We start from the raw sequence: 21,516 nt of genomic DNA, 5'->3' as shown, positions 1-21,516 counted from the left end.
GTTTTGTCGCAGGCCTATTTGTTGTACCCTTTTTTATCTGTTTTCATTGAAATCTTTTTTTATCACCTCTTGACATATCACCAAATTGCTATACCCTCTGTCTTATATTTTATCCTGTACTTTTTGTTCTGTCTGCTATCCATGTCATCATACCATATTTCTCCATTTTTTTCACTCTGTATCAGAGCCATGTATATCCGGTCTTGAGTTTTCCGCCTGACAGAGCTATACTTATAGGCGGAAAATACAGCAGCCTCCCCTACGGGAGATGCGGACACAAAAGGAGATGCTTTTATATGTTAAATGAAAAAGTAGCAAAGCTGTTAAATGAACAGGTAAACAAGGAATTCTACTCCGCCTACCTGTACCTGAGTTTTTCTAATTTCTATAAAGATCTGGGACTGGACGGATTTGCCAACTGGTATAATGTGCAGGCTCAGGAGGAGAGAGACCACGCCATGCTCTTCATCCAGTATATGCAGAACAATGACGTACCCGTCACTCTGGAAGCCATCGACAAGCCGGAGGCCGAGCTGAAGGAGAAAATGGACGCTCTCAAGGCGGGATATGCCCATGAGCAGTATGTGACCGGCCTCATCCACAACATCTATGAGGCTGCCTACGAGGTGAAAGACTTCCGCACTATGCAGTTCCTGGACTGGTTCGTCAAGGAGCAGGGTGAGGAGGAGACAAATGCAAGCGACCTGATCAAAAAGATGGAGCTCTTCGGGGACGATGCCAAGAGTCTCTATATGCTGGATCAGGAGCTGGGCGGACGGACCTATGCGGCTCCCTCACTGGTACTGTAGTAAGCCCTGCGTCAGGAACCGCAGCCTGTGCGGCACCTGCATACATGCAAGACAAGTCCATATAGGATGACAGACGGCGCAGCCTTTCCTCCCGGAAGGGTCTGCGCCGTCTGATTGTCTATCGTATGCTGGCTTATATGCTTCCTCTACTGTGCTGTGCAGCTCACCGGCTCATATCCGGCTTCCTTCACCGCGTCCATCAGCACCTGGTCAGCCACGTCCTCTGTCATGGAGACAGTGGCTGTCTTTTTCTCCAGATCCACCTGGGCGCTGTCCACGCCTGCCACTCCCGCCAGAGCCTTCTCCACGTGCATCTTGCAGTGCTCACACATCATACCTTCTACTACCAGTGTCTTTTTCATCGTTACCATTCCTTTCTCGTCACTTTGCTCATTTTTACTGTCCAAACCGGAGTCCTCCGGAATGTTCGCTGTCATATGGTCTGTCTTCTCTCCGTCTTCTGCCCTTGCCTTCGGTCCGTCTGTCCGGCCTGTCCGGGCCGGCTTGAAGAACCGCAGCCGCAGTGCGTTGGTCACTACGCACACGGAGGAGAGGCTCATGGCCGCGGAGCCGATCATGGGGCTTAAGCGCAGTCCGAAGGCCGGGAACAGAGCTCCCGCCGCCACAGGGATGCCGAGGATATTGTAGAAGAACGCCCAGAACAGGTTCATATGGATATTCCTTATGACCGCTCTGCTCAGCTTGATGGCTGTCACCACGTCCTGGAGGGAGTCCTTCATCAGCACCACATCCGCCGACTCGATGGCAATGTCCGTACCCGCTCCGATGGCGATGCCGATATCCGCCCTTGTGAGAGCCGGGGCGTCGTTGATGCCGTCCCCCACCATAGCTACCTTATGTCCCTTCTCCTGCCAGGAGCGGACGCAGGCCTCCTTCTCTGTGGGGAGCACGTCGGACACGGCCTCGGCGATGTCCAGCTCCTTCCGGATAGCCTCCGCCGTCACCTTGTTGTCCCCTGTCAGCATGACCACCGTAAGGCCCATCTCTTTGAACCTCCGGATGGCCTCCCGGCTGGTCTCCCGGACTGTGTCGGCCACTGCGATGATGCCGGCCGCCTGCCCGTCACGTGCAAAGAGAAGGGGCGTCTTGCCCTGGGAGGCGTACCGCTCCATCCGCTCCTGCACGGAAGCCTCTTCTTCCGGGGATGCCACTGCCTTCTCCTCTTTCATGAAGGCCAGGTTGCCGGCCAGCCATGCCTTTCCGGAGATAAGGGCTGACACGCCCCGCCCTGTCCGGGCCTGGAAATCCTCTGCCTTTGTCTGGGATACGCCGTCTCCTCTCGCCTTCTCCACCACTGCCTGGGCCAGGGGATGCTCGCTCCCCGCCTCCAGGGCAGCTGCCTGGGCCAGGAATTCCTCCCGGCTCATGGATGGATCCAGGACTTCTATGTCCGTCACCTCCGGGTGTCCGGACGTGATGGTGCCGGTCTTATCCAGGATAACCGTGTCGATGGAGTGGAGATTTTCCAGGCTCTCCGCCGACTTGATAAGGATGCCGTACTCCGCCGCCTTTCCGGTTCCCACCATGATAGCCACCGGAGTGGCAAGGCCAAGGGCACAGGGACAGGAAATGACGAGCACCGCGATGGCGTTTGAGAGGGCAAACTCAAAGTCCTGCCCCGCCGCGATCCACACAATGGCTGTCAGGATGGCAATGCAGATGACCACCGGCACGAAGACGCCGCTGACCTTATCCGCCAGCCTGGCGATGGGCGCCTTTGAGTTGCCAGCCTCGTCCACAAGGCGGATGATCTGGGAGAGAGTAGTGTCCTCTCCCACCTTGGACGCACGGAACCGAAAGGTCCCGTTTTTGTTGATCGTGGCCGAGATGACTGTATCCCCGGGCAGCTTCTCCACCGGGATGCTCTCCCCGGTGATGGCCGCCTGGTCCACGTACCCGGCGCCCTCTGTCACGACACCGTCCACAGGGATGCTGCCGCCGGGCTTAATGACCACGATGTCTCCGGCTGCCACCTGCTCCGCAGGCACAGTCACCTCCTGGCCATTCTTTATAATAATCGCTGTCTTGGGCGCTAAGTCCACCAGCTTCCCGAGGGCGTCGGAGGTCTTTGACTTGGATCTTGCCTCCAGGTATTTTCCCACTGTCACAAGGGTCAGGATCGTAGCGGAGGACTCAAAATACAGGGCGTGGGCGTACTCGTGGACCAGAGCCATATCCTGGTGTCCAAAGCCCCAGGCCATGCGGTACATGGCAAAGAGGCCGTATATCAGGGAAGCCCCTGAGCCGATGGCCACAAGGGAGTCCATGTTGGGAGCCCGCTTTATGAGCGCCTTCAGCCCCACCTTGTAGAATTTCCGGTTCAGCACAAGGATAGGCACAGTCAGGATGAGCTGTGTCAGGGCCGAGATCATGGCGTTCTCCATGCCGGTCAGGATGCCGGGCACGGGAAGTCCTATCATGGGGCCCATGGCCACGTACATCAGAGGAACCAGCAGGATGACGGAGGATATCAGCCGCACCTTCATGCTGCGGCGCTCCTCCTGGGCTCTGCTCTGGCGGGTCTCCCATTCGCTGCGGAAGCCTCCGCCCTTCTCGTCAGGGACAGCATCCGCAGGGGAGGCTCCGTAGCCAATCCCCTCGACAGCATGGACGATAGCCCCGCTGTCCAGCTTCGTCTCATCATAGTCCACTGTCATTTGATTCGCCAGGAGGCTCACGTTCACGTCCTCCACGCCCTCTAATTTCTGCACGCACCGGGTCACATTTGCCTGGCAGGCTGCACAGGTCATGCCGGTTACGTTATATTTTTCTTTTTTCATTACCAGGGTCACCTACTTTCTTCAAATGCTGCCTTTATACCCCCTATTGGTATTTTCAGTGTTATTATATACCCCGGTACGGTGTATTGCAATACCTTTTTCAGCTTTTTTCGAAAAGCATTCTCATTTTTATTTTCCTTCCACATTCTCGGATCCCTCGTTCGTCCCGCTGTCTGCCGGCTCCTGGCACCTCAGGCTCAGGATCCCGTCTGCCAGGATCTTCACATCGTCCAGGATATAGTCAAAGGCTCCCGCCTTGTAAAGATTGACCACAAGAAGGCCGATGGGCACCGCCAGGATCATCCACAGGATGCCGCCGGCCCGATATCCAGCGTATAGCAGCACCAGGGTAAAGAGGGGATTCATACCCATGCTGTCCCCCACCAGCTTGGGCTGGATCAGCTGCCGCACGATCTGAGTCACAGCGTAGAGCACAGCCAGAGCCACCACCCTGCGGTAGTCACCTGTCAGGAGCTCATAGAGAGCCCAGGGAAGAAGTGCGGTGCCTGTCCCGAAGAAGGGCAGGAAATCCAGGAAGGCGATACCGATGGCCAGCAGGATGGAAAAATGTACGCCCATGATCCCAAATCCCACCAGCAGGATCGCAAACACTACTGCCATGATCTTGAGCTGCGCCTTGAAATACCCGCCCACCGCATATTTCAGGTTGTCCGTCACCATAGTCATCCGCTCCACAATGGGATCCGGGAAAATCTTTTTCGCCCAGACGATAATGCTCTCTCTGTCAGCAATAAAGAAATAGGCGGAGATGATAGTGACAATGAAGGAGATCAGGATGGAGGGGATACGCTTGGCAAAGTTGCCCGCCGCCTCCACAGTGGGTTCACTTATGGTGCTGATGATGCCGCTCATGGTCTCATCCAGGTTAGCAGCCACCGCATCCAGTCCCTCCTGCACATTGTCCGGAAGCAGCTGGGAGAGCTGGGAGGTCCTCTCCCCGATCTGACGGAAGCCTCTCTCAAGATCCCTGTACATGGACGGGAAATCCTGGATGAGGGAGCTGATTTCTCCCCATATCCTGCTGATGGCAAAATAGATCAGGCCGATACAGGCCGCCAGCACCACGATGATGATAATGGCGGAGCCCAGCTTCTTGACGATCTTCAGTCTTTTCTCCAGCCATACTACAAGGGGGCTGGCGATAAAAGACAAAAACCATCCGATCACAAAGGGCATGAAATAGAACAGCGCCCTCACGCCCACATAGATAAACAAAATTGTCCCGATCAGGCTGAAGGCCAGGCTAACGATCACCTTCCAGTAGGGCCTGTTGTCCTTCACGGCGTCCCCTTCATTTGTCCCCATTTTTCTCCACCTCTCTTAGCATTTATTCTTCTTTTCCCCTGTCCAGGAATTCTGTCTCCACGAGCTCCCAGATCTCGTCTCTCCCCTGTTTCGTCACCGATGAGAATGGGATGATCCTTGTACCGGGCACCAGCTTCAGCCCCTGCCGGAGCATTTTCACATGCTTGTCCACCTGGCTTCTCTTCAGCTTGTCCAGCTTGGTGGCGATGATGATAGGGTTATAGCCCTGGCTCACCACCCAGTCGTACATCATCTTGTCGTTGGCCGACGGCTCGTGGCGGATGTCGATAAGGAGAAACACTGCCCGCAGCTGCTTTGAGCCGTGGAGGTATCTCTCGATCATCTTCCCCCATTTTTCCTTCTCCTGCTGGGACACCTTCGCGTAGCCGTATCCCGGCAGGTCTACCAGATACATCTCATCGTTGATGTTGTAAAAATTGATAGTCTGAGTCTTTCCCGGCGTGGCCGATATCCTGGCGTAGGACTTCCGGTTCATGAGGGCGTTGATGAGGGAGGATTTACCCACATTGGACTTCCCCGCAAACGCGATCTCCGGCTTGTCGTTTTCCGGCAGTCTGCTTGTGATGCCGCACACGGTTTCCAGATTAATATTTTTTATGATCATAGCTTTATTCCTCTGTTTACTCTTCTTTTACAAACGCTTCCTCAAGCACCTGCTCCATGTGGGACACAGGGATGATCTTCAGCCCCTTTGTGATTTCTGCGGAGAGCTCTGCCACGTCTTTTTCGTTCTCCTTGGGCACAAGAACCGTCTTCATACCTGCGCTTCCGGCCGCCAGCAGCTTTTCCTTCAGTCCGCCGATGGGCAGGACTCTTCCCCGCAGGGTGATCTCCCCTGTCATAGCCACATCCGCCCGGACCTTCCGTCCTGTAACTGCGGAGAGCATGGCCGTGGCCATGGTGATGCCGGCGGAGGGGCCGTCCTTAGGAACCGCGCCCTCAGGAATGTGGATGTGGATGTCATGGTTCTCAAAGAAATCCTCCGCAATGCCATACCGGCTCCCCACAGAACGGATGTAGCTGATGCCGGTGCGGGCGGACTCCTTCATCACGTCCCCCAGCTGGCCTGTCAGGATCAGCTCACCCTTCCCGGGCATCACGTTGACCTCGATCTGCAGGGTGTCGCCGCCCACACTGGTCCAGGCGAGTCCCCGCACGATGCCCACCTCATCCGTCAGGTTGGCCTTCTGGTATGTATATTTCTCGTTGCCCAGATATTTGTGCAGATTGCTCTCGGTTACACGGACCTTTTCCTTCTTCCCCTCCAGGATCTCTCTGGCCGCCTTCCGGCAGATGTTTCCGATCTCCCTCTCAAGCTGGCGCACGCCCGCTTCCTTTGTGTAGTTCCGGGCCATCCTCCAGACAGCCCCGCGGCTGATAGAGAGCTGCTCCGGCTTCAGGCCATGGCGCTCAAGCTGCTTGGGGATCAGGTGCTCCATGGCGATGTGGAGCTTCTCGTTCTCCGTGTAGCTGGACACCTCGATGACCTCCATCCGGTCCAAAAGGGGCCTGGGGATGGTCTGCAGGGTGTTGGCGGTGGTCACAAAGAGGACCTCGGAAAGATCCAGTGGCACCTCCAGGTAGTGGTCCCGGAAGCGGTAGTTCTGCTCGCTGTCCAGCACCTCCAGAAGGGCGGAAAAGGTGTCCCCCTTGTAGTCGTTGCTCACCTTGTCAATCTCGTCCAGCAGCATGAGGGGATTTTTCACCCCGGCGCTGCGGATGCCCGCCGCGATGCGCCCCGGCATGGCTCCCACGTAGGTCTTCCTGTGGCCTCTGATCTCCGCCTCGTCCCGCACGCCTCCCAGGGAGATGCGCACGTAGGGCTTCTTCAGCGCCCGGGCCAGGGATCTGGCGATGGAGGTTTTCCCCGTTCCCGGAGGTCCCACCAGGCAGAGGATGGGGCTCTCTCCCTTTCTCGTCAGGGCCCGCACAGCCAGGAACTCCAGCACTCTCTCCTTCACCTGCTCCAGTCCGTAGTGGTCCTCCTCCAGCACCTGCCTGGCGTAGGCTATGTCCCTGTGATCCTCCACAGCCTTGTCCCAGGGCATCTCCAGCATGGTCTCGATGTAGGTCCGGATCACGCCGTTCTCCGCCGGGCTGTTCAGGGTGCTCTTGAAACGTCCTATCTCCTTTTGCAGCTTCTCCTTCACCTCGTCGGAGGCCTGCAGTCTGTCCGCCGCGGCCTGGAACTCCTCGGCGTCGGAGATGGTGTTCTCCTCCCCCAGCTCCTCCCGGATCAGCTTTAGCTGCTCCCGCAGGATGTACTCCCGCTGGTTCTGGTCCACCCTCTCCCGGACCTTGGTCTGGATCTCCTCCTTGATGTTCATGATCTGCATCTCGTTCACCAGCTTGAAGGCCAGCAGCTGGTAGCGCTTCAGAAGATCCGTCTCCTCCAGGAGCTCCTGCAGGTCCTTTTGCTCCAGGGGCACGTTGGCAGCGATCCAGTTCACCACCTTGGCCAGCTCCGTGTACTCCTGCACCTGCTTCAGCATATCCTTGGGATACTTGGGCAAACGGCCTGCGTACTCCGCGTAGATCTCCTTCAGGCCCCTCGTCATAGCCTCCTGGCTCACCTGGTCCGACGCAGCCTCCAGCGGCTCCTCCCCGCTGTCCGGCAGGGGACTCACCTCGGCACGCATGTAGGGCGTCTCAAACTCCACTCGCCGGATGACCGCCCTCTCCTCCCCGGAGATCAGAACCCGAAGAAGGTTCCTGGGCAGCTTGATGACCTGCCGGATGGAAGCGATCGTCCCCACCTCGTACAGGTCCGCCGCCGTCGGCTCCTCCACTTCTATATCTCTCTGGGCCGTCAGGAAAATCTTCTGGCCTTCCTCCTGCATGGCCTCCTCGATGGCCTCAATGGAGCGCTCCCTGCTGACGTCAAAATGGGTCACCATCTCAGGCATCACCGTCATCCCCCGCAGGGCCACCATGGGGAGGCTCATTATTTCTCTATCCGTCATTTCGTCTTCTCCTGTCCTGTATATTTTCACAGCGCATTGCAAAAAGCGGGCGCAATCACTCTGCACCCGCCCCGTTCACGCACTTTTAAGCACTTTCAATTCTCAGATCATCATGTCCGCAGATCGGCTTGCCTGTGCCGTTCACCACGGATTTCGTGATGCGGCATGTCTTCAGCGTCTCGTCAGATGGGGCATGATACATGGTATCCATCATAATATTTTCCATAATGGCCCGGAGCCCTCTGGCACCGGTCTTCCTCTTCAGCGATGTGTCCGCAATAGCCTCTAGGGCATCCTGGTCAAAGGTCAGCTCCACGCCGTCCAGCTCCAGCATCTTCTGGTACTGCTTGACAATAGCGCTCTTTGGCTCCGTCAGGATGCGGATCAGGGCATCCCGGTCCAGCATCTCCAGCGATACCGTCACCGGAAGACGTCCCACCAGCTCAGGGATCAGCCCGAACTTCACCAGATCCTGGGGAAGCACCTGCTTTAAGAGCCGGTCAATGTCGTCCTCATGTCCTGCAGCAATCTCCGCATTAAAGCCAATGGACTTCTGATCGATCCTCTTCTCAATGATCTTCTCCAGTCCCTCAAAGGCTCCGCCGCAGATAAACAGGATATTGGTGGTGTCTATCTGGATCAGCTCCTGGTGGGGATGCTTTCTCCCTCCCTGGGGAGGCACATTTGCCACAGTGCCCTCAATGATCTTCAGGAGCGCCTGCTGCACACCCTCGCCGGACACATCCCTGGTGATAGAGGGATTTTCTGACTTCCTTGTGATCTTGTCAATCTCGTCAATATAGATGATGCCGTACTCGGCTCTCTCGATATCTCCGTCAGCGGCCTGGATGATCTTCAGCAGGATGTTCTCCACATCCTCGCCCACATAGCCCGCCTCTGTCAGGGCTGTGGCGTCCGCGATGGCAAAGGGCACGTTGAGGATCTTGGCCAGCGTCTGGGCCAGCAGCGTCTTACCACAGCCTGTGGGCCCCAGCATGAGGATGTTGCTCTTCTTCAGCTCCACCCCCAGATCCTTCTGGGCCATGATCCGTTTATAGTGATTATATACTGCAACAGACAATACCTTCTTCGCCTCCTCCTGGCCGATGACATAGTCGTCCAGGAAGGCTTTGATCTCCTCCGGCTTCAGCAGATTGATATCGTCAAAGGGATTGATATTTCTGGTATTTTCATATTCAAATTCTTCTTCCATGATCTCGGCGCACACGTCAATGCACTCATCGCAGATGTACACGCCTCCCGGTCCTGCAATCAGCTTTCGAACCTGTGACTGGGGCTTGTTGCAGAACGAGCATCTGATCTGGTCGTCATTTCTTCCTGCCATACTCTCACCTCATCTTATCAATTTTCAAGTGACCAGAGGATACTCCCGAAATCGCTCCGGTCCTTGAACACAAACGAAGGACCGGCATACCAGGAGGTTATTCTCCCGGTACGCCCGCCCCCGGTCTTATTTACGGCTTGATATAATTTCATCCACTAATCCGTATGCCTTGGCCTCTTCAGCCGACATAAAATTATCGCGGTCCGTATCGGCACAGATGACCTCCAGCGGCTGCCCTGTGTTCTGTGCAAGGATCCTGTTCAGGGTATCCTTTGTCTTCTGGATATGCTGGGCTGCTATCTGGATTTCCGTCGCCTGTCCCTGTGCTCCGCCGGAGGGCTGATGGATCATGATCTCTGAATGTGGCAGGGCAAACCTCTTGCCCTTTGCTCCCCCGGCAAGGAGGAAGGATCCCATGCTTGCCGCCATACCGATACAGTATGTGCACACATCACATTTAATATACTGCATGGTATCGTAAATTGCCATTCCCGCTGTGACAGATCCGCCCGGGCTGTTGATGTAGAGATGGATATCCTTCTCCGGATCCTCAGCCTCCAGGAACATAAGCTGTGCCACAACAACGCTTGCGGACACATCTGTCACTTCCTCTCCAAGGAAAATGATCCTGTCCTTTAAAAGTCTGGAATAAATGTCGTAGGAGCGCTCTCCACGGCTGGTCTGTTCAATGACATAAGGTACTAAACTCATGCAAATTCCTCCTGTCTATATGCCACGGCTGTCCACTTACTCTGTAACGGCGTTCTCCACCAGGAAGGTTACTGCCTCTTGTACAGCCATGTCCTCTTTCATCTGTTTTTTCTCTTCCTCGCCCATGTACTCTTTCAGCTTGTCAGCCTCCATCTTGTACATCTCGGCCATCTTGTTAATCTCCTCGTCCAGCTTCTCATCGCTGATCTCAATGTTCTCAGCCTTTGCGATAGCCTCCAGGACAAGGCGTGTCTGGATGCGGTTCACAGCCTGGGGCTTCAGATCCTCAAGCATCTTGTCTGTTGTCTGTCCTGTGAACTGGCAGTACTGCTCCATAGTCAGGCCCTGCTGCTGCATCCTTCTGGCAAAGTCATCCAGCATCTGTCTTGCCTGGGTGTCGATCATGGCGTCCGGGATCTCCATTGTGGCATTGGCGATAGCCTGCTCCACTGCCTGGTTCTCCTGCTTTGTCTTGCCCTCAGACTCCTTCTGCTCCTTGATCTTTGCCTTGATGTCTGCCTTGTATTCATCTAATGTGTCAAACTCGGAAACCTCTGCCGCGAACTCGTCGTCGATCTCCGGCAGCTCCTTCGCCTTGATCTCATGGATGGTGCACTTGAACACAGCCTCTTTCCCCTTCAGATCCTCTGCGTGGTAATCCTCCGGGAAGGTAACCTTTACTTCCTTCTCCTCGCCGGAATTCACGCCGATAAGCTGCTCCTCAAATCCCGGGATAAAGGAACCGGAACCAATGGTCAGCGGATAGTTCTCTCCCTTTCCTCCCTCGAAGGCCTCGCCGTCAACGAATCCCTCAAAGTCCAGGATCACCTCGTCTCCATCCTGTACCGGACGGTCCTCAACTGTGATAGTTCTCGCGTTCTTCTCAGCCTCCTCCTGAAGCTTTGCGTCGATCTCCTTCTGTGTCACGCGGTTGGAGACCTTGTCAACCTTCAGTCCCTTGTACTCACCAAGTGTCACTTCCGGTTTCACAGCAACCTCTGCTGTAAAGATAAACGGCTTGCCCTTCTCGATCTGAACGATGTCAATCTTCGGCTGGGAGGCAATCTCCAGCTCGCACTCGTCGTAGGCATCGGAATATGCCTTCGGGATCAGCGCGTTTGCAGCGTCATCGTAAAAGATCTCAGCTCCGTACATTTTCTCGATCATCTGGCGCGGTACCTTTCCCTTGCGGAAGCCCGGGATGCTGATCTTGGATTTCTGTCTGTTGTATGCGGTCTGAAGCGCTTTCTCAAGTTCTTCAGCAGAAACCTCGATGGTCAGCTTTGCCATGTTTTTCTCTAATTTCTCTACCTGTAAACTCATGAAAATATTCCTCCTGTTTCTAACCTGCCGTGGGCCCTCACAAAGCGCCTCTTCCCAGAAAAGTATGCAAGGCAGGCAATTCTGCATACACTCATTTAAAGAGTATAACACAAACGTGTAAAAATAGCCAGCTTTATTTCAGATAAATAATGGACTCCGCCACCTCGTCCGCCTTCAGCTTGTCGGACAGAACCTCCACCAGCTTCAGTCCGAAGTCAATGGCTGTTCCCATTCCCCGGCTCGTGATGATATTGCCGTCCTGGACTACAGGCGCCTTCACCAGCACGGCGCCGGAGAGCTTCTCCTCAAAGGATGGGTAGCAGATGGCCCGCTTTCCTTTTAAAAGGCCCATATTCCCCAGAATACTGGGTGCCGCGCAGATGGCGCCCACATACTTTCCGCCCTCGCAGAAGGCCCTCACTACCTGCTTCACGCCCGGGTGAGCCTCCAGGTTCGTGGTGCCCGGCATGCCTCCGGGAAGGACCAGCATGTCAAATTCGTCAAAATTCACCTCATCGAACAGATCCTCCGTCTGCACATTGATGCCGTGAGAGCCCGCCACCATGTAGTCGTCCGATATGGAGACAGTGTCCACATATATCCTCGCGCGCCTAAGCAGGTCCACTGCCGTGAGCGCCTCAATCTCTTCAAAACCATCTGCAAGTAACACTGCTGCTTTTTTCATTGCAATTCCTCCTCTTTTTTCCATATTGTTATAGTAGCAGACTGCCTCTCAAAAAGCAATTCATTTACATTTTTCGTTTTTTACGCTATCTTATATAAGTATAAGAGCGGAGCGCCCACCGGGCGCCGCCAAGGAAAGGAGATCGTATTGATTATGGAAATCGAGCGCAAATATCTGATCCCGGAGATCCCCTCCGGCCTGGACATACAGAAAACCCGCGTCATCGAACAGGGGTATCTCTGCACCGCCCCTGTGGTCCGCATCCGCAGGGACAATGACGACTATATACTCACCTACAAATCCAAGGGCCTGATGGAGCGGGAGGAGTACAACCTTCCCCTGACACGTGAGGCTTACGAGCATCTGAAGGCAAAGATCGACGGCCGTCTCATCGAGAAGGTCCGCCATGTGATCCCCCTGGAGGAGGGCCTCTTTATCGAGCTGGATGTCTTCAAAGGAGACCTGGCGCCTCTTGTGCTGGCGGAGGTGGAGTTTCCCACCCGGGAGATGGCAGAGGACTTCTGCCCGCCGGACTGGTTCGGGGAAGATGTGACCTTCTCCGCCCTCTATCACAACAGCACCTTAAGTCAGATCTGATTTTCCGCAACAATCTGTTGCTTTTATTGTCGTTTCAGCTACGTTTCGTTGCATAAGGATCCACGGATCTGGTTAATTGCTATACTATGTGTTACAAAAAAACGACGGAGGTACAGCAATGGCCAGCATCCAGTATCTTGCCAACAATCTAAAATTTCTGCGGACCATGACCGGCAGGACCCAGGATGACCTGGCTGTTCTTCTGAACATATCCAGGCAGGCCTACTCCAACTACGAGGCCGCGAAGCGGACACCCGGCCTGGATACTCTTCTGCGCCTCTCCGCCCTCTACCACGTCTCTGTGGATGTACTCCTGGGCGTGGATCTGTCCGCCTTTCCAACCAGGTATGCCGGGAACGCCATAGTCATGGAGGAGCAGCCGCCCTACGGCGAAAAGGGGAGCGGATACGAAGAGGATATGTGCCTGTTCTGTCTGACAAAAGAAGAAGCGGAATTTATCACTAAACTCCGCGTTCTCCCACCCTCGGAAAGAGAGAAATTCTTCAGTCTTTCCCGTATTTTCTTTAAAAATCCCTGATCCGCCCCTGCTCTACTCTACAAGGGCGAGGGCGAAGCCCTCGTGCACTGCGTTCATGGCCTCGTCAATATCCTTCTCGTCGATCAGCACTGTGATGCGGATCTCTGATGTGGAGATCATGTTGATGTTGATACGTGAATTGTAGAGAGACTCAAACATCTTGGCAGCCACACCCGGATTGCTCATCATGCCGGCTCCCACAACAGAGATCTTTGCCACCTTTGCATTGTATGTAATCTCCTGGATCGTCAGAGCCTCCTTGTGCTCTTCCAGGATTTCCAGCGCCCGTTTCAGCTCATCTTCGGCCACTGTAAAGGAGATGTCCTTTGTCCCCTCTCTTCCTACAGACTGGAGGATGATATCCACGTTGATATTGTTTGCGGCGAGCGTGTTGAAGATCCTGAAGGCGATGCCCGGTTTATCCTCCACACCGATGACAGAGATCCTGGCTGTATTTTTGTCGGCTGCAACGCCTGTAATTAACATTTTTTCCATCTTTACTTTCTCCTTGATAATCGTTCCTTCGCTGCGGTTCAGGCTGGATCTGACCACCAGCTCAACCCCGTATTTTTTGGCCATCTCCACAGACCGGTTGTGCAGTACCTTCGCTCCCAGCGTGGCCAGCTCCAGCATCTCATCGTAGGTGATGGCGTCCAGCTTTCTGGCAGTCTTCACAACCCGCGGATCCGCCGTGTAGACTCCGTCCACATCTGTGTAGATCTCGCATTTGTCCGCATGGAGGACAGCCGCCAGGGCCACCGCTGTGGTGTCAGAGCCACCTCTTCCCAGAGTGGTGATATCCTCGTACTTGTTCACTCCCTGGAACCCGGTGACAATAACGATCTTCCGGGAGTCCAGCTCGTGGCGGATTCTCTTAGTGTCAATGGACTTAAATCTGGCATTGCCGTAGCGGGAGGTGGAGTTCATCTTCACCTGAAAGGCGTTCAGGGAGACCGCCGGCACGTGCATGGCGTCCATAGCCATGGCCATCAGCGCAACTGATACCTGCTCTCCCGTTGTCATGAGCATATCCAGCTCTCTCTTTTTCGGCTCAGGATTGATGGATCTTGCGAGGGAGATCAGGTCATCCGTGGTATCTCCCATGGCAGATAGCACCACCACCACGTCGTGTCCCTCCCTGTAATCCTCAATGCAGCGCTGGGCCACATTGTAGATCCTGTCCTTGTCAGCGACGGAAGTCCCGCCGAATTTCTTTACAATCAGCATCTTCTCTTCTCTCTTTCCTTTATCTTTCATCCAGCTCCAGCAGATGGTCTATGAGCCGGAACCCTTCCGGCCAGGCAAGACCGCTGCGCCTGGCAGCGCTCTCCCCGTATGTATGGACGCTGCCCTCAAAGGGCCTGCGGCTGTCGTAGATCATGTAGGGAACCGGATCCTTTGTGTGGGTCCGCACCTGGATGGGTGTGGGATGGTCCGGCAGCACCATGATCCGGTAATCCTCACCTGCCGCGTCCAGTCCGCCGGTGATGCGCCCTATGACTCTGGCGTCCAGATACTCGATAGCTTTGATCTTATCTGATGCGCTGCCCTGGTGGCCCATCTCATCCGGCGCCTCCACATGAACGTAGGCAAAATCGTATCCGTCCTCCAGAAGGGCCTTTACCGCCGCGTCCGCCTTTCCCTCGTAGTTGGTGTCAAGACCGCCGTTGGCTCCCTCCACGAGGACGCGGTCCATGTCAGCTCCCACGGCCAGGCCCTTCAGAAGGTCCACAGCTGAGATCATGACGCCCCGCTTTCCCGTCCTCTCCTCAAAGGAGGTGAGGGCAGGTCGGGTTCCGGCGCCCCAGAACCAGGCGGAGTTCGCCGGGTGCAGTCCCCTTTTCTTCCGCTCTATATTCAGAGGGTGAGCGGACAGGATCTCATAGCTCTTCTCCATCATCTCCCGCAGCACCGGATCCTGGGGCAGATAGTCTCCCACCCGCTTTGTCAGTATATCGTGAGGGGGCGTCAGCTCTGTCACCTTCCCGTGGCTCCACACGAGGAGATGGCGGTAGCTCGTTCCCCTGTAAAAAGCATAGCCCTCCCTGGCCAGTCCCTGCTTCAGGGCCTCCAGAAGGACGCCCGCATCCTCCGTGGAGATCTCGCTTGAGCTGTGATCCACCATATGTCTGTCTTCGTAGGAGTCCTCCTCCTCGGACAGGGTCACCAGGTTGCAGCGGAAGGACACGTCGTCGTCCGCCATATCCACGCCGATGCTGAGAGCCTCCAGCGGGGAGCGGCCTGTGTAGTAGATCTTCGGGTCATACCCCATGACGGACAGATTGGCCGTGTCGCTTCCCGGCGCCATATCCTCCGGCACCATGGAGGCCGTCCCGATCTCCGCCTCCCTGGCAAGCCGGTCCATGGCAGGGGTGGAGGCCGCCTCCAGGGTCGTCCTCCCGCCCAGCTCCTCCAGGGGCCAGCCGGCCATTCCGTCTCCAAGAACAACTATATATTTCATCGCGCCTTCCTTTCTATTCCTCCACCCGGATCATGCCAAGGATCTGCCCGCCAAACCGCTCTGCCTTTTCCTCGTAGCTTCCCTCCGGCATCTTCTCCGTCACAAAGCCGAACTCGCCGGACAGGCCCTCCGCCTGGACGAACTGAACCATGCCGAAGACCGCTGCCACCTGCTCCTGCAGCTCCTCTCTGTCTCCCTTCACCCGGACAAAGAACCGGCGTTCCACGTCTCTGCGGTCCTCCAGGGTCAGCTTCTCGCTGCTCCACATCACGCCCAGGTTGCGGTCCAGATTGCGGGCCTCCTCCACAATATCGCCCACCACAGCGCTGGCTGTAGGCAGCTTGCCGGCACCGCTTCCGTAGAACATGGCGTCCCCCAGCATGTTGCCGTGGACAAAGATGGAGTTGAACACGCCGTTGACGGAAAAGAGGGGATGCTCCGCCCGCAGCAGACAGGGAGCCACCATGGCGTTCAGCTTCCCGCCGTCCCTCTTGCAGGTGGCCAAAAGCTTGATAGTCATACCCATGGCCTTGGCGTACTTCATATCCTCCGCCGTGATCTTTGTGATGCCCTCGCAGTAGATATCCTCAAAATCCACCTGCTTTCCGGAGATGATGGAGGAGAGGATGGCGATCTTGCGGCAGGCGTCATAGCCCTCCACATCCGCCTCCGGATTGCGCTCGGCAAACCCGTTATCCTGAGCCTCTTCCAGCACCTCGTCATAGTCAGCACCCTCGTAGAACATCTTTGTCATCATATAGTTGGTAGTCCCGTTGAGGATACCTGTGATCTCCTCGATCACATCCCCGGTGAGGGATGAGTGGAGGGGACGCAGGATGGGAATACCGCCGCCCACGCTGGCCTCGAAGAGGAAGTTCACATTCTTCTCCTTTGCCGTCCTCAGAAGATCTGCGCCGTGCTTTGCCACCAGGGCCTTGTTGGAGGTGGCCACGCTCTTCCCTGCCTCCAGGGAGCGCTTCACAAATGTATATGCGGGCTCAATGCCGCCCATGACCTCCACCACGATCTTCACTTCGTCGTCATTCACAATATCCTCAAAGTCGTGGGTGATGAGCTCCTGCACCGGGTCATCCGGGAAATCCCGCAGATCCAGCACATATTTAATGCGCAGCTCCTCTCCCAGCCTCTCGTCTATGACCTTCTGGTTAGTCCGGAGCACTTCCACCACACCGGATCCCACTGTTCCATAACCAAGTACTGCTATCTTTACCATAATTCCTCCCTTTTACTGCTGTGCCTTTAAGTATGCGTTCATAAACGGATCCAGATCCCCGTCCAGTACGGCGGAGACGTTGGCGCTCTCCTCCCCTGTCCGTCGGTCCTTCACCAGTGTGTAGGGCTGCATGACGTAGGACCGGATCTGATTGCCAAATCCAATCTCCTTCACCTCGCCCCGGATATCAGATACCTTCTCCGCCTGCTCCTGCTCCTTCAGCAGCTTCAGCTTGGCCTTCAGCATCTGCATAGCCTTCTCCTTATTGTGGTGCTGGGACCTCTCATTCTGGCACTGCACCACAATCCCTGTGGGCAGGTGGGTAATGCGGATGGCCGACGATGTCTTATTGACGTGCTGCCCGCCCGCCCCGCTGGCCCGGTAGGTATCGATCTTCAGCTCATCATCGGGGATTTCGATGTCCCCCACATTGTCCTCCATGTCCGGTATGACATCGCAGGAGGCAAAAGAGGTCTGTCTCTTTCCCGCCGCGTTGAAGGGGGAAATGCGCACAAGGCGGTGGACTCCCTTCTCGGACTTCAGATACCCGTAGGCGTTCATGCCGTTCACCTCAAAGGTGACGTTCTTGATGCCCGCGATGTCTCCGTCCAGATAGTCCAGTACCTGGATGCTGTACCCCTTTTTCTCCGCCCACCGGGTATACATCCGGTAGAGCATGCCGGTCCAGTCGCAGGACTCCGTGCCTCCCTCTCCCGCGTGAAGGGTGACAATGGCATTACACCCATCATACTCGCCCGACAGCAGCGTCTGTATGCGGAGAGCCTCAAAGCTCTCCGTGAACTGCTGCAGCTCCGACGCGATCTCCGGGAGGACAGACTCGTCGTTTTCCTCCTCCGCCATCTCGATGAGAACCTCTATATCCTCGTAAGCCCTCTTCAGTCCTTCCACCGTGTCCAGCAGGTCCTTCAGGTCCTTAAGCTCCTTCATCACGTGCTGGGACTTCTCCGTGTCATCCCAAAAGCCGGGCTCCTCGATCTTTCGCTCCAGCTCCTCTACCCTTTTCTCCTTGCCAGGGACGTCAAAGTGAATCCCTCATTCCGGCAAGAGGCTCCTCGTAGGCACTCAGTTCACTTTTATACTGATCCAGTACGACCACTTATCCTTCACCTCTTTCATTATGTTCTATTTCCTGCTGCCTATGCACTCTGCTTGCGCCCGCAGCACTGTTTGTATTTCTTTCCGCTTCCGCAGGGGCAGGGATCGTTTGGATAGATCTTCTTCTCCGCCCTCTTCTTGGGAGCTCTCACAGATGTATCGTCCTTGTTGGTTCCGGTCACCTTGGCAACCTGCTCTCTCTCCACCTTCTGCTCGATCTTGATGTGGAACAGGGTGCGGATGGTATCGGCGGTGATGGCCTTCGTCATCTCGTCGAACATCTCGTAGCCAAGCATCTTGTACTCCACCTTCGGGTCACGCTGGCCGTAGGCCTGCAGTCCGATACCCTGGCGAAGCTGATCCATATCGTCGATATGGTCCATCCACTTGGCATCGATCACCTTCAGGAGAACAACCCGCTCCACCTCTCTTAAATGCTCCGGCTCCGGGAACTCCGACTCCTTCATCTCGTAGGCCTTGACAGCCTTCTCCTTCAGGAAGTGCTTCAGCTTCTTCTGGTCCATCTTCTTCACATCGTCGGGGGTGACGGCCTCGATCATGGGGATGGTGTTCTTCAGCGTCACGTTCAGCTCTGTCAGGTTCCACTCCTCCGGATCAAGATCCGCGGAGATCTCTGTGTCAACCAGGTTCTCCACATACTCGTTGATCATATGGTAGATGGAGTCGCGCATGCTCTCCCCGTCCAGGACCTTGCGCCTCTCCTCGTAGATGATCTCCCTCTGCTCGTTCATAACCTGGTCATACTCCAGCAGGTTCTTACGGATACCGAAGTTGTTGCTCTCGATCTTCTCCTGGGCCTTCTCGATGGCGCTGGAGAGCATCTTGTGCTCGATCTGCTCTCCGTCCTCCACACCCAGTGCGTTGAACACGTTCATCAGGCGCTCGGAGCCGAACAGGCGCATCAGGTCGTCCTCCAGGGAGATGTAGAATCTGGACTCACCCGGGTCTCCCTGACGTCCGGAACGTCCCCGGAGCTGATTGTCGATACGGCGGGACTCATGCCGCTCTGTGCCGATGATCTTCAGTCCACCGGCCGCTCTGGCCTCGTCATCCAGCTTGATATCCGTACCACGGCCGGCCATGTTGGTGGCGATGGTGACAGCCCCGTGCTGTCCCGCCTGGGCCACGATCTCTGCCTCCAGCTCATGGTACTTGGCATTCAGCACATTGTGCTTGATGCCCCGCTTCTTCAGCATGCTGCTCAGATGCTCGGACACCTCGATGGTAATGGTTCCCACAAGGACCGGCTGGCCCTTCGCGTGGGCCCGCTCCACCTCATCGCAGACAGCCCGGAATTTTTCCCTCTGTGTCTTGTAGACGGCGTCCTCCATATCCACACGGATCACCGGCATGTTGGTGGGGATTTCCACAACGTCCATACCGTAGATCTCGCGGAACTCCTTCTCCTCGGTCAGGGCGGTACCGGTCATACCGCTCTTCTTCGCGTATTTATTAAACAGGTTCTGGAAGGTGATGGTGGCCAGGGTCTTGCTCTCCCTCTTCACCTTCACGTGCTCCTTGGCCTCAATGGCCTGGTGGAGGCCGTCAGAGTAACGGCGTCCGGGCATGATACGGCCCGTGAACTCATCCACGATGAGCACCTCGTCGTCCTTCACCACGTAGTCCTGATCGCGGAACATGAGATAGTGGGCCCGCAGGGCCAGGATGATATTGTGCTGGATCTCCAGGTTCTCCGGGTCTGCCAGGTTCTCGATGTGGAAGAATTTCTCCACCTTCTTGACGCCCTCCTCCGTCAGGTTGACGTTCTTCTCCTTCTCATTGACGATAAAGTCTCCCGTCTCCTCGATCTCCTCTCCCATGAGGGCGTTGATCTTGGAGAACTCTCCGCTGGCCTCACCCTTTTCCAGCTGGCGGGCCAGAATGTCGCAGGCCTCGTAGAGCTTTGTGGACTTGCCGCTCTGGCCGGAGATGATCAGCGGAGTACGGGCCTCGTCGATGAGCACGGAGTCCACCTCGTCGATGATGGCGAACTTCAGTCCTCTCTGCACCAGCTGCTCCTTGTAGATCACCATATTGTCACGGAGGTAGTCAAATCCCAGCTCGTTGTTTGTCACGTAAGTGATGTCGCAGGCGTAGGCGGCTCTCCTCTCATCATTGTCCATGCCGTTGAGGACAACGCCCACAGTCAGTCCCAGGAACTCATGCACCTGTCCCATCCACTCCGCGTCACGCTTTGCCAGATAGTCGTTGACTGTAACGATATGGACGCCCTCGCCTGTCAGTCCGTTCAGGTAGGCGGGCAGGGTGGAAACGAGAGTCTTTCCTTCACCTGTCTTCATCTCCGCAATACGCCCCTGATGGAGGATGATACCGCCGATGAGCTGTACCCTGTAGTGACGCATGCCCAGCACGCGGGCAGCCGCCTCCCTCACAACAGCAAAAGCCTCCGGAAGTATATCATCCAGAGTCTCGCCTTTTGAGAGACGCTCCTTGAATTCCCGCGTCTTATCCTTCAGTTCACTGTCAGAGAGCTGCTTCATCTCCGGCTCCAGGGCCTCGATGTGATCCACGATGGGATAGATGCGCTTCAGCTCATTCTGGCTGTGTGTACCGAATATTTTTTCTATTAAACCCATGGTATTACTCCTTATCCAAAAAAATTACTCTATTCCACATTCTAACACTATCATCCGGCCAATTCAACATGTTTATAAAGTGTTCATAATGTTCACAGACCTGTCATATTTTCGCTTTTACCTGGCTTGGTCTGCCTCACTGTAATTTTTTACTTCCTCGTAAGGGATGGATCCACCGTAGAGATCCAGGCCGCTGCCGATGGTGAAATCCAGTTTCCCGCCGCTCAGCTGCCGGAAACGCTCCAGCTCCTCCAGGCTGCTGATGCCGCCTGCATATGTAATCGGGATGCCCTGGACAGCGGAGAGCATCTCCACCAGAGCGTCCTCCACGCCGGAAGCCTTCCCCTCCACGTCCACGCCGTGGACGAGAAATTCATCGCAGTACTCCTTCATCCAGTAGAGGATCTCCTCGCTGAGCTGCACCTTGGTAAATTTCTGCCAGCGGTCCGTCACAATATAGTACTTTCCGTCCTTCTTTCTGCAGCTTACATCCAGGACCACATGCCCGGCTCCCGCCGCGTCCGCCAGCTTTTCCAGATTGCCCCACTGTACCTCGCCATCCTTGAACACATAGGAGGTGACGATGACATGGCTGGCTCCCGCTTCTATATAAGAAGCGGCGTTGTCCGCGGTGACGCCGCCGCCGATCTGGAGCCCTCCCGGCCAGGCTGAAAGAGCCGCGGCCGCCTGCTGCCTGTCCGCCTCATAATACGGCGAGGAGGGCGGATTGAGCAGGATCACATGTCCCCCCTTAAGGTTGTCCCTGCGGAACAGCTCCGCATAGAAGGCCGCGGATCTTTCGGAGACAAAATTCTCCTCCGCCCGATCCCTCTCGTCCCGCAGGCTTCCGCCTACGATCTGCTTCACTTTGCCATTATGTATGTCGATGCACGGTCTGAATTTCATAGTCTTCCTCCTGCCTACGCTTTGCTCCTTTAATCTGCTGAATTATAATACCACAGGCGGAG

17 protein-coding genes are annotated in these 21,516 nt (G+C 55.8%); 3 read left to right on the top strand and 14 right to left on the bottom strand.

Features of this window, described 5'->3' with window-relative positions:
* Window positions 1-296: 296 nt before the first annotated feature.
* On the top strand, window positions 297-809 hold the full coding sequence (locus tag NI21_RS0104800) for a ferritin (RefSeq protein ID WP_033125105.1): 513 nt from the start codon (window positions 297-299) through the stop codon (window positions 807-809).
* 146 nt (window positions 810-955) lie between these two features.
* Here NI21_RS0104800 and NI21_RS0104795 read toward each other — a convergent pair whose 3' ends face one another.
* From NI21_RS0104795 to NI21_RS0104760, 8 genes are all read right to left on the bottom strand, one after another.
* Entirely contained in the window at window positions 956-3,610 is a 2,655-nt protein-coding gene (locus tag NI21_RS0104795; RefSeq protein WP_033125104.1) for a heavy metal translocating P-type ATPase, read from the bottom strand.
* 129 nt (window positions 3,611-3,739) lie between these two features.
* On the bottom strand, window positions 3,740-4,936 hold the full coding sequence (gene ytvI, locus NI21_RS0104790; RefSeq protein WP_081957976.1) for a sporulation integral membrane protein YtvI: 1,197 nt from the start codon (window positions 4,934-4,936) through the stop codon (window positions 3,740-3,742).
* A gap of 22 nt (window positions 4,937-4,958) precedes the next feature.
* Entirely contained in the window at window positions 4,959-5,561 is a 603-nt protein-coding gene (gene yihA / locus NI21_RS0104785; protein ID WP_033125103.1) for a ribosome biogenesis GTP-binding protein YihA/YsxC, read from the bottom strand.
* A 16-nt stretch (window positions 5,562-5,577) separates the two neighbouring features.
* On the bottom strand, window positions 5,578-7,920 hold the full coding sequence (gene lon / locus NI21_RS0104780; RefSeq protein WP_033125102.1) for an endopeptidase La: 2,343 nt from the start codon (window positions 7,918-7,920) through the stop codon (window positions 5,578-5,580).
* Window positions 7,921-8,005: 85 nt separating this feature from the next.
* On the bottom strand, window positions 8,006-9,265 hold the full coding sequence (gene clpX, locus NI21_RS0104775) for an ATP-dependent Clp protease ATP-binding subunit ClpX (protein WP_033125101.1): 1,260 nt from the start codon (window positions 9,263-9,265) through the stop codon (window positions 8,006-8,008).
* A 126-nt stretch (window positions 9,266-9,391) separates the two neighbouring features.
* Window positions 9,392-9,976, bottom strand: coding sequence for an ATP-dependent Clp endopeptidase proteolytic subunit ClpP (clpP, locus tag NI21_RS0104770; protein ID WP_033125100.1), 585 nt, complete (start codon window positions 9,974-9,976; stop codon window positions 9,392-9,394).
* A gap of 36 nt (window positions 9,977-10,012) precedes the next feature.
* Window positions 10,013-11,299 (bottom strand): trigger factor, encoded by a 1,287-nt coding sequence (gene tig / locus NI21_RS0104765; protein ID WP_033125099.1) that lies wholly within the window; start codon window positions 11,297-11,299, stop codon window positions 10,013-10,015.
* A 133-nt stretch (window positions 11,300-11,432) separates the two neighbouring features.
* On the bottom strand, window positions 11,433-11,984 hold the full coding sequence (locus tag NI21_RS0104760; protein WP_033125098.1) for a DJ-1 family glyoxalase III: 552 nt from the start codon (window positions 11,982-11,984) through the stop codon (window positions 11,433-11,435).
* 153 nt (window positions 11,985-12,137) lie between these two features.
* Between NI21_RS0104760 and NI21_RS0104755 the strand changes: the two genes are divergently transcribed.
* Complete coding sequence (locus tag NI21_RS0104755; protein ID WP_033125097.1) at window positions 12,138-12,581, top strand: CYTH domain-containing protein; 444 nt, start codon at window positions 12,138-12,140, stop codon at window positions 12,579-12,581.
* Window positions 12,582-12,699: 118 nt separating this feature from the next.
* Complete coding sequence (locus NI21_RS16015) at window positions 12,700-13,119, top strand: helix-turn-helix transcriptional regulator (protein ID WP_052083942.1); 420 nt, start codon at window positions 12,700-12,702, stop codon at window positions 13,117-13,119.
* A 12-nt stretch (window positions 13,120-13,131) separates the two neighbouring features.
* On the opposite strand, the gene NI21_RS0104745 is transcribed toward NI21_RS16015, so the two are convergent.
* The 6 genes from NI21_RS0104745 to hisA all read right to left on the bottom strand — a co-directional run bounded on the left by NI21_RS0104745 (window position 13,132) and on the right by hisA (window position 21,454).
* On the bottom strand, window positions 13,132-14,346 hold the full coding sequence (locus NI21_RS0104745) for an aspartate kinase (protein WP_033125116.1): 1,215 nt from the start codon (window positions 14,344-14,346) through the stop codon (window positions 13,132-13,134).
* 19 nt (window positions 14,347-14,365) lie between these two features.
* Complete coding sequence (locus tag NI21_RS0104740; protein WP_033125096.1) at window positions 14,366-15,580, bottom strand: cofactor-independent phosphoglycerate mutase; 1,215 nt, start codon at window positions 15,578-15,580, stop codon at window positions 14,366-14,368.
* Window positions 15,581-15,593: 13 nt separating this feature from the next.
* The gene (locus tag NI21_RS0104735) at window positions 15,594-16,814 is read right to left on the bottom strand and encodes a homoserine dehydrogenase (RefSeq protein ID WP_033125095.1); all 1,221 of its coding nucleotides are present in this window, start codon (window positions 16,812-16,814) and stop codon (window positions 15,594-15,596) included.
* A gap of 12 nt (window positions 16,815-16,826) precedes the next feature.
* A protein-coding gene (prfB, locus tag NI21_RS0104730) for a peptide chain release factor 2 (protein WP_138303505.1) occupies window positions 16,827-17,931 on the bottom strand; the annotation gives its coding sequence in 2 pieces (ribosomal slippage) (window positions 16,827-17,855 and window positions 17,857-17,931; 1,104 coding nt in all).
* 40 nt (window positions 17,932-17,971) lie between these two features.
* Complete coding sequence (secA, locus tag NI21_RS0104725; protein WP_033125093.1) at window positions 17,972-20,548, bottom strand: preprotein translocase subunit SecA; 2,577 nt, start codon at window positions 20,546-20,548, stop codon at window positions 17,972-17,974.
* A gap of 117 nt (window positions 20,549-20,665) precedes the next feature.
* On the bottom strand, window positions 20,666-21,454 hold the full coding sequence (hisA, locus tag NI21_RS0104720) for a phosphoribosylformimino-5-aminoimidazole carboxamide ribotide isomerase (RefSeq protein ID WP_033125092.1): 789 nt from the start codon (window positions 21,452-21,454) through the stop codon (window positions 20,666-20,668).
* Between the last annotated feature and the right edge of the window lie 62 nt (window positions 21,455-21,516).

The sequence above is a fragment of the Eubacterium sp. ER2 genome, assembly GCF_000765215.1.
Lineage (GTDB): Bacteria > Bacillota > Clostridia > Lachnospirales > Lachnospiraceae > Claveliimonas > Claveliimonas intestinigallinarum.
Note: the sequence above shows the minus strand (reverse complement) of the source record. Positions and strands in the feature narration are given on the sequence as shown.

Excerpts from the sequence above, each read along its gene's own strand:
- NI21_RS0104800 (WP_033125105.1), top strand. The coding sequence starts at position 297 with ATGTTAAATGAAAAAGTAGCAAAGCTGTTAAATGAACAGGTAAACAAG.
- NI21_RS0104795 (WP_033125104.1), bottom strand. The coding sequence starts at position 3,610 with ATGAAAAAAGAAAAATATAACGTAACCGGCATGACCTGTGCAGCCTGC.
- ytvI (WP_081957976.1), bottom strand. The coding sequence starts at position 4,936 with ATGGGGACAAATGAAGGGGACGCCGTGAAGGACAACAGGCCCTACTGG.
- yihA (WP_033125103.1), bottom strand. The coding sequence starts at position 5,561 with ATGATCATAAAAAATATTAATCTGGAAACCGTGTGCGGCATCACAAGC.
- lon (WP_033125102.1), bottom strand. The coding sequence starts at position 7,920 with ATGACGGATAGAGAAATAATGAGCCTCCCCATGGTGGCCCTGCGGGGG.
- clpX (WP_033125101.1), bottom strand. The coding sequence starts at position 9,265 with ATGGCAGGAAGAAATGACGACCAGATCAGATGCTCGTTCTGCAACAAG.
- clpP (WP_033125100.1), bottom strand. The coding sequence starts at position 9,976 with ATGAGTTTAGTACCTTATGTCATTGAACAGACCAGCCGTGGAGAGCGC.
- tig (WP_033125099.1), bottom strand. The coding sequence starts at position 11,299 with ATGAGTTTACAGGTAGAGAAATTAGAGAAAAACATGGCAAAGCTGACC.
- NI21_RS0104760 (WP_033125098.1), bottom strand. The coding sequence starts at position 11,984 with ATGAAAAAAGCAGCAGTGTTACTTGCAGATGGTTTTGAAGAGATTGAG.
- NI21_RS0104755 (WP_033125097.1), top strand. The coding sequence starts at position 12,138 with ATGGAAATCGAGCGCAAATATCTGATCCCGGAGATCCCCTCCGGCCTG.
- NI21_RS16015 (WP_052083942.1), top strand. The coding sequence starts at position 12,700 with ATGGCCAGCATCCAGTATCTTGCCAACAATCTAAAATTTCTGCGGACC.
- NI21_RS0104745 (WP_033125116.1), bottom strand. The coding sequence starts at position 14,346 with ATGCTGATTGTAAAGAAATTCGGCGGGACTTCCGTCGCTGACAAGGAC.
- NI21_RS0104740 (WP_033125096.1), bottom strand. The coding sequence starts at position 15,580 with ATGAAATATATAGTTGTTCTTGGAGACGGAATGGCCGGCTGGCCCCTG.
- NI21_RS0104735 (WP_033125095.1), bottom strand. The coding sequence starts at position 16,814 with ATGGTAAAGATAGCAGTACTTGGTTATGGAACAGTGGGATCCGGTGTG.
- secA (WP_033125093.1), bottom strand. The coding sequence starts at position 20,548 with ATGGGTTTAATAGAAAAAATATTCGGTACACACAGCCAGAATGAGCTG.
- hisA (WP_033125092.1), bottom strand. The coding sequence starts at position 21,454 with ATGAAATTCAGACCGTGCATCGACATACATAATGGCAAAGTGAAGCAG.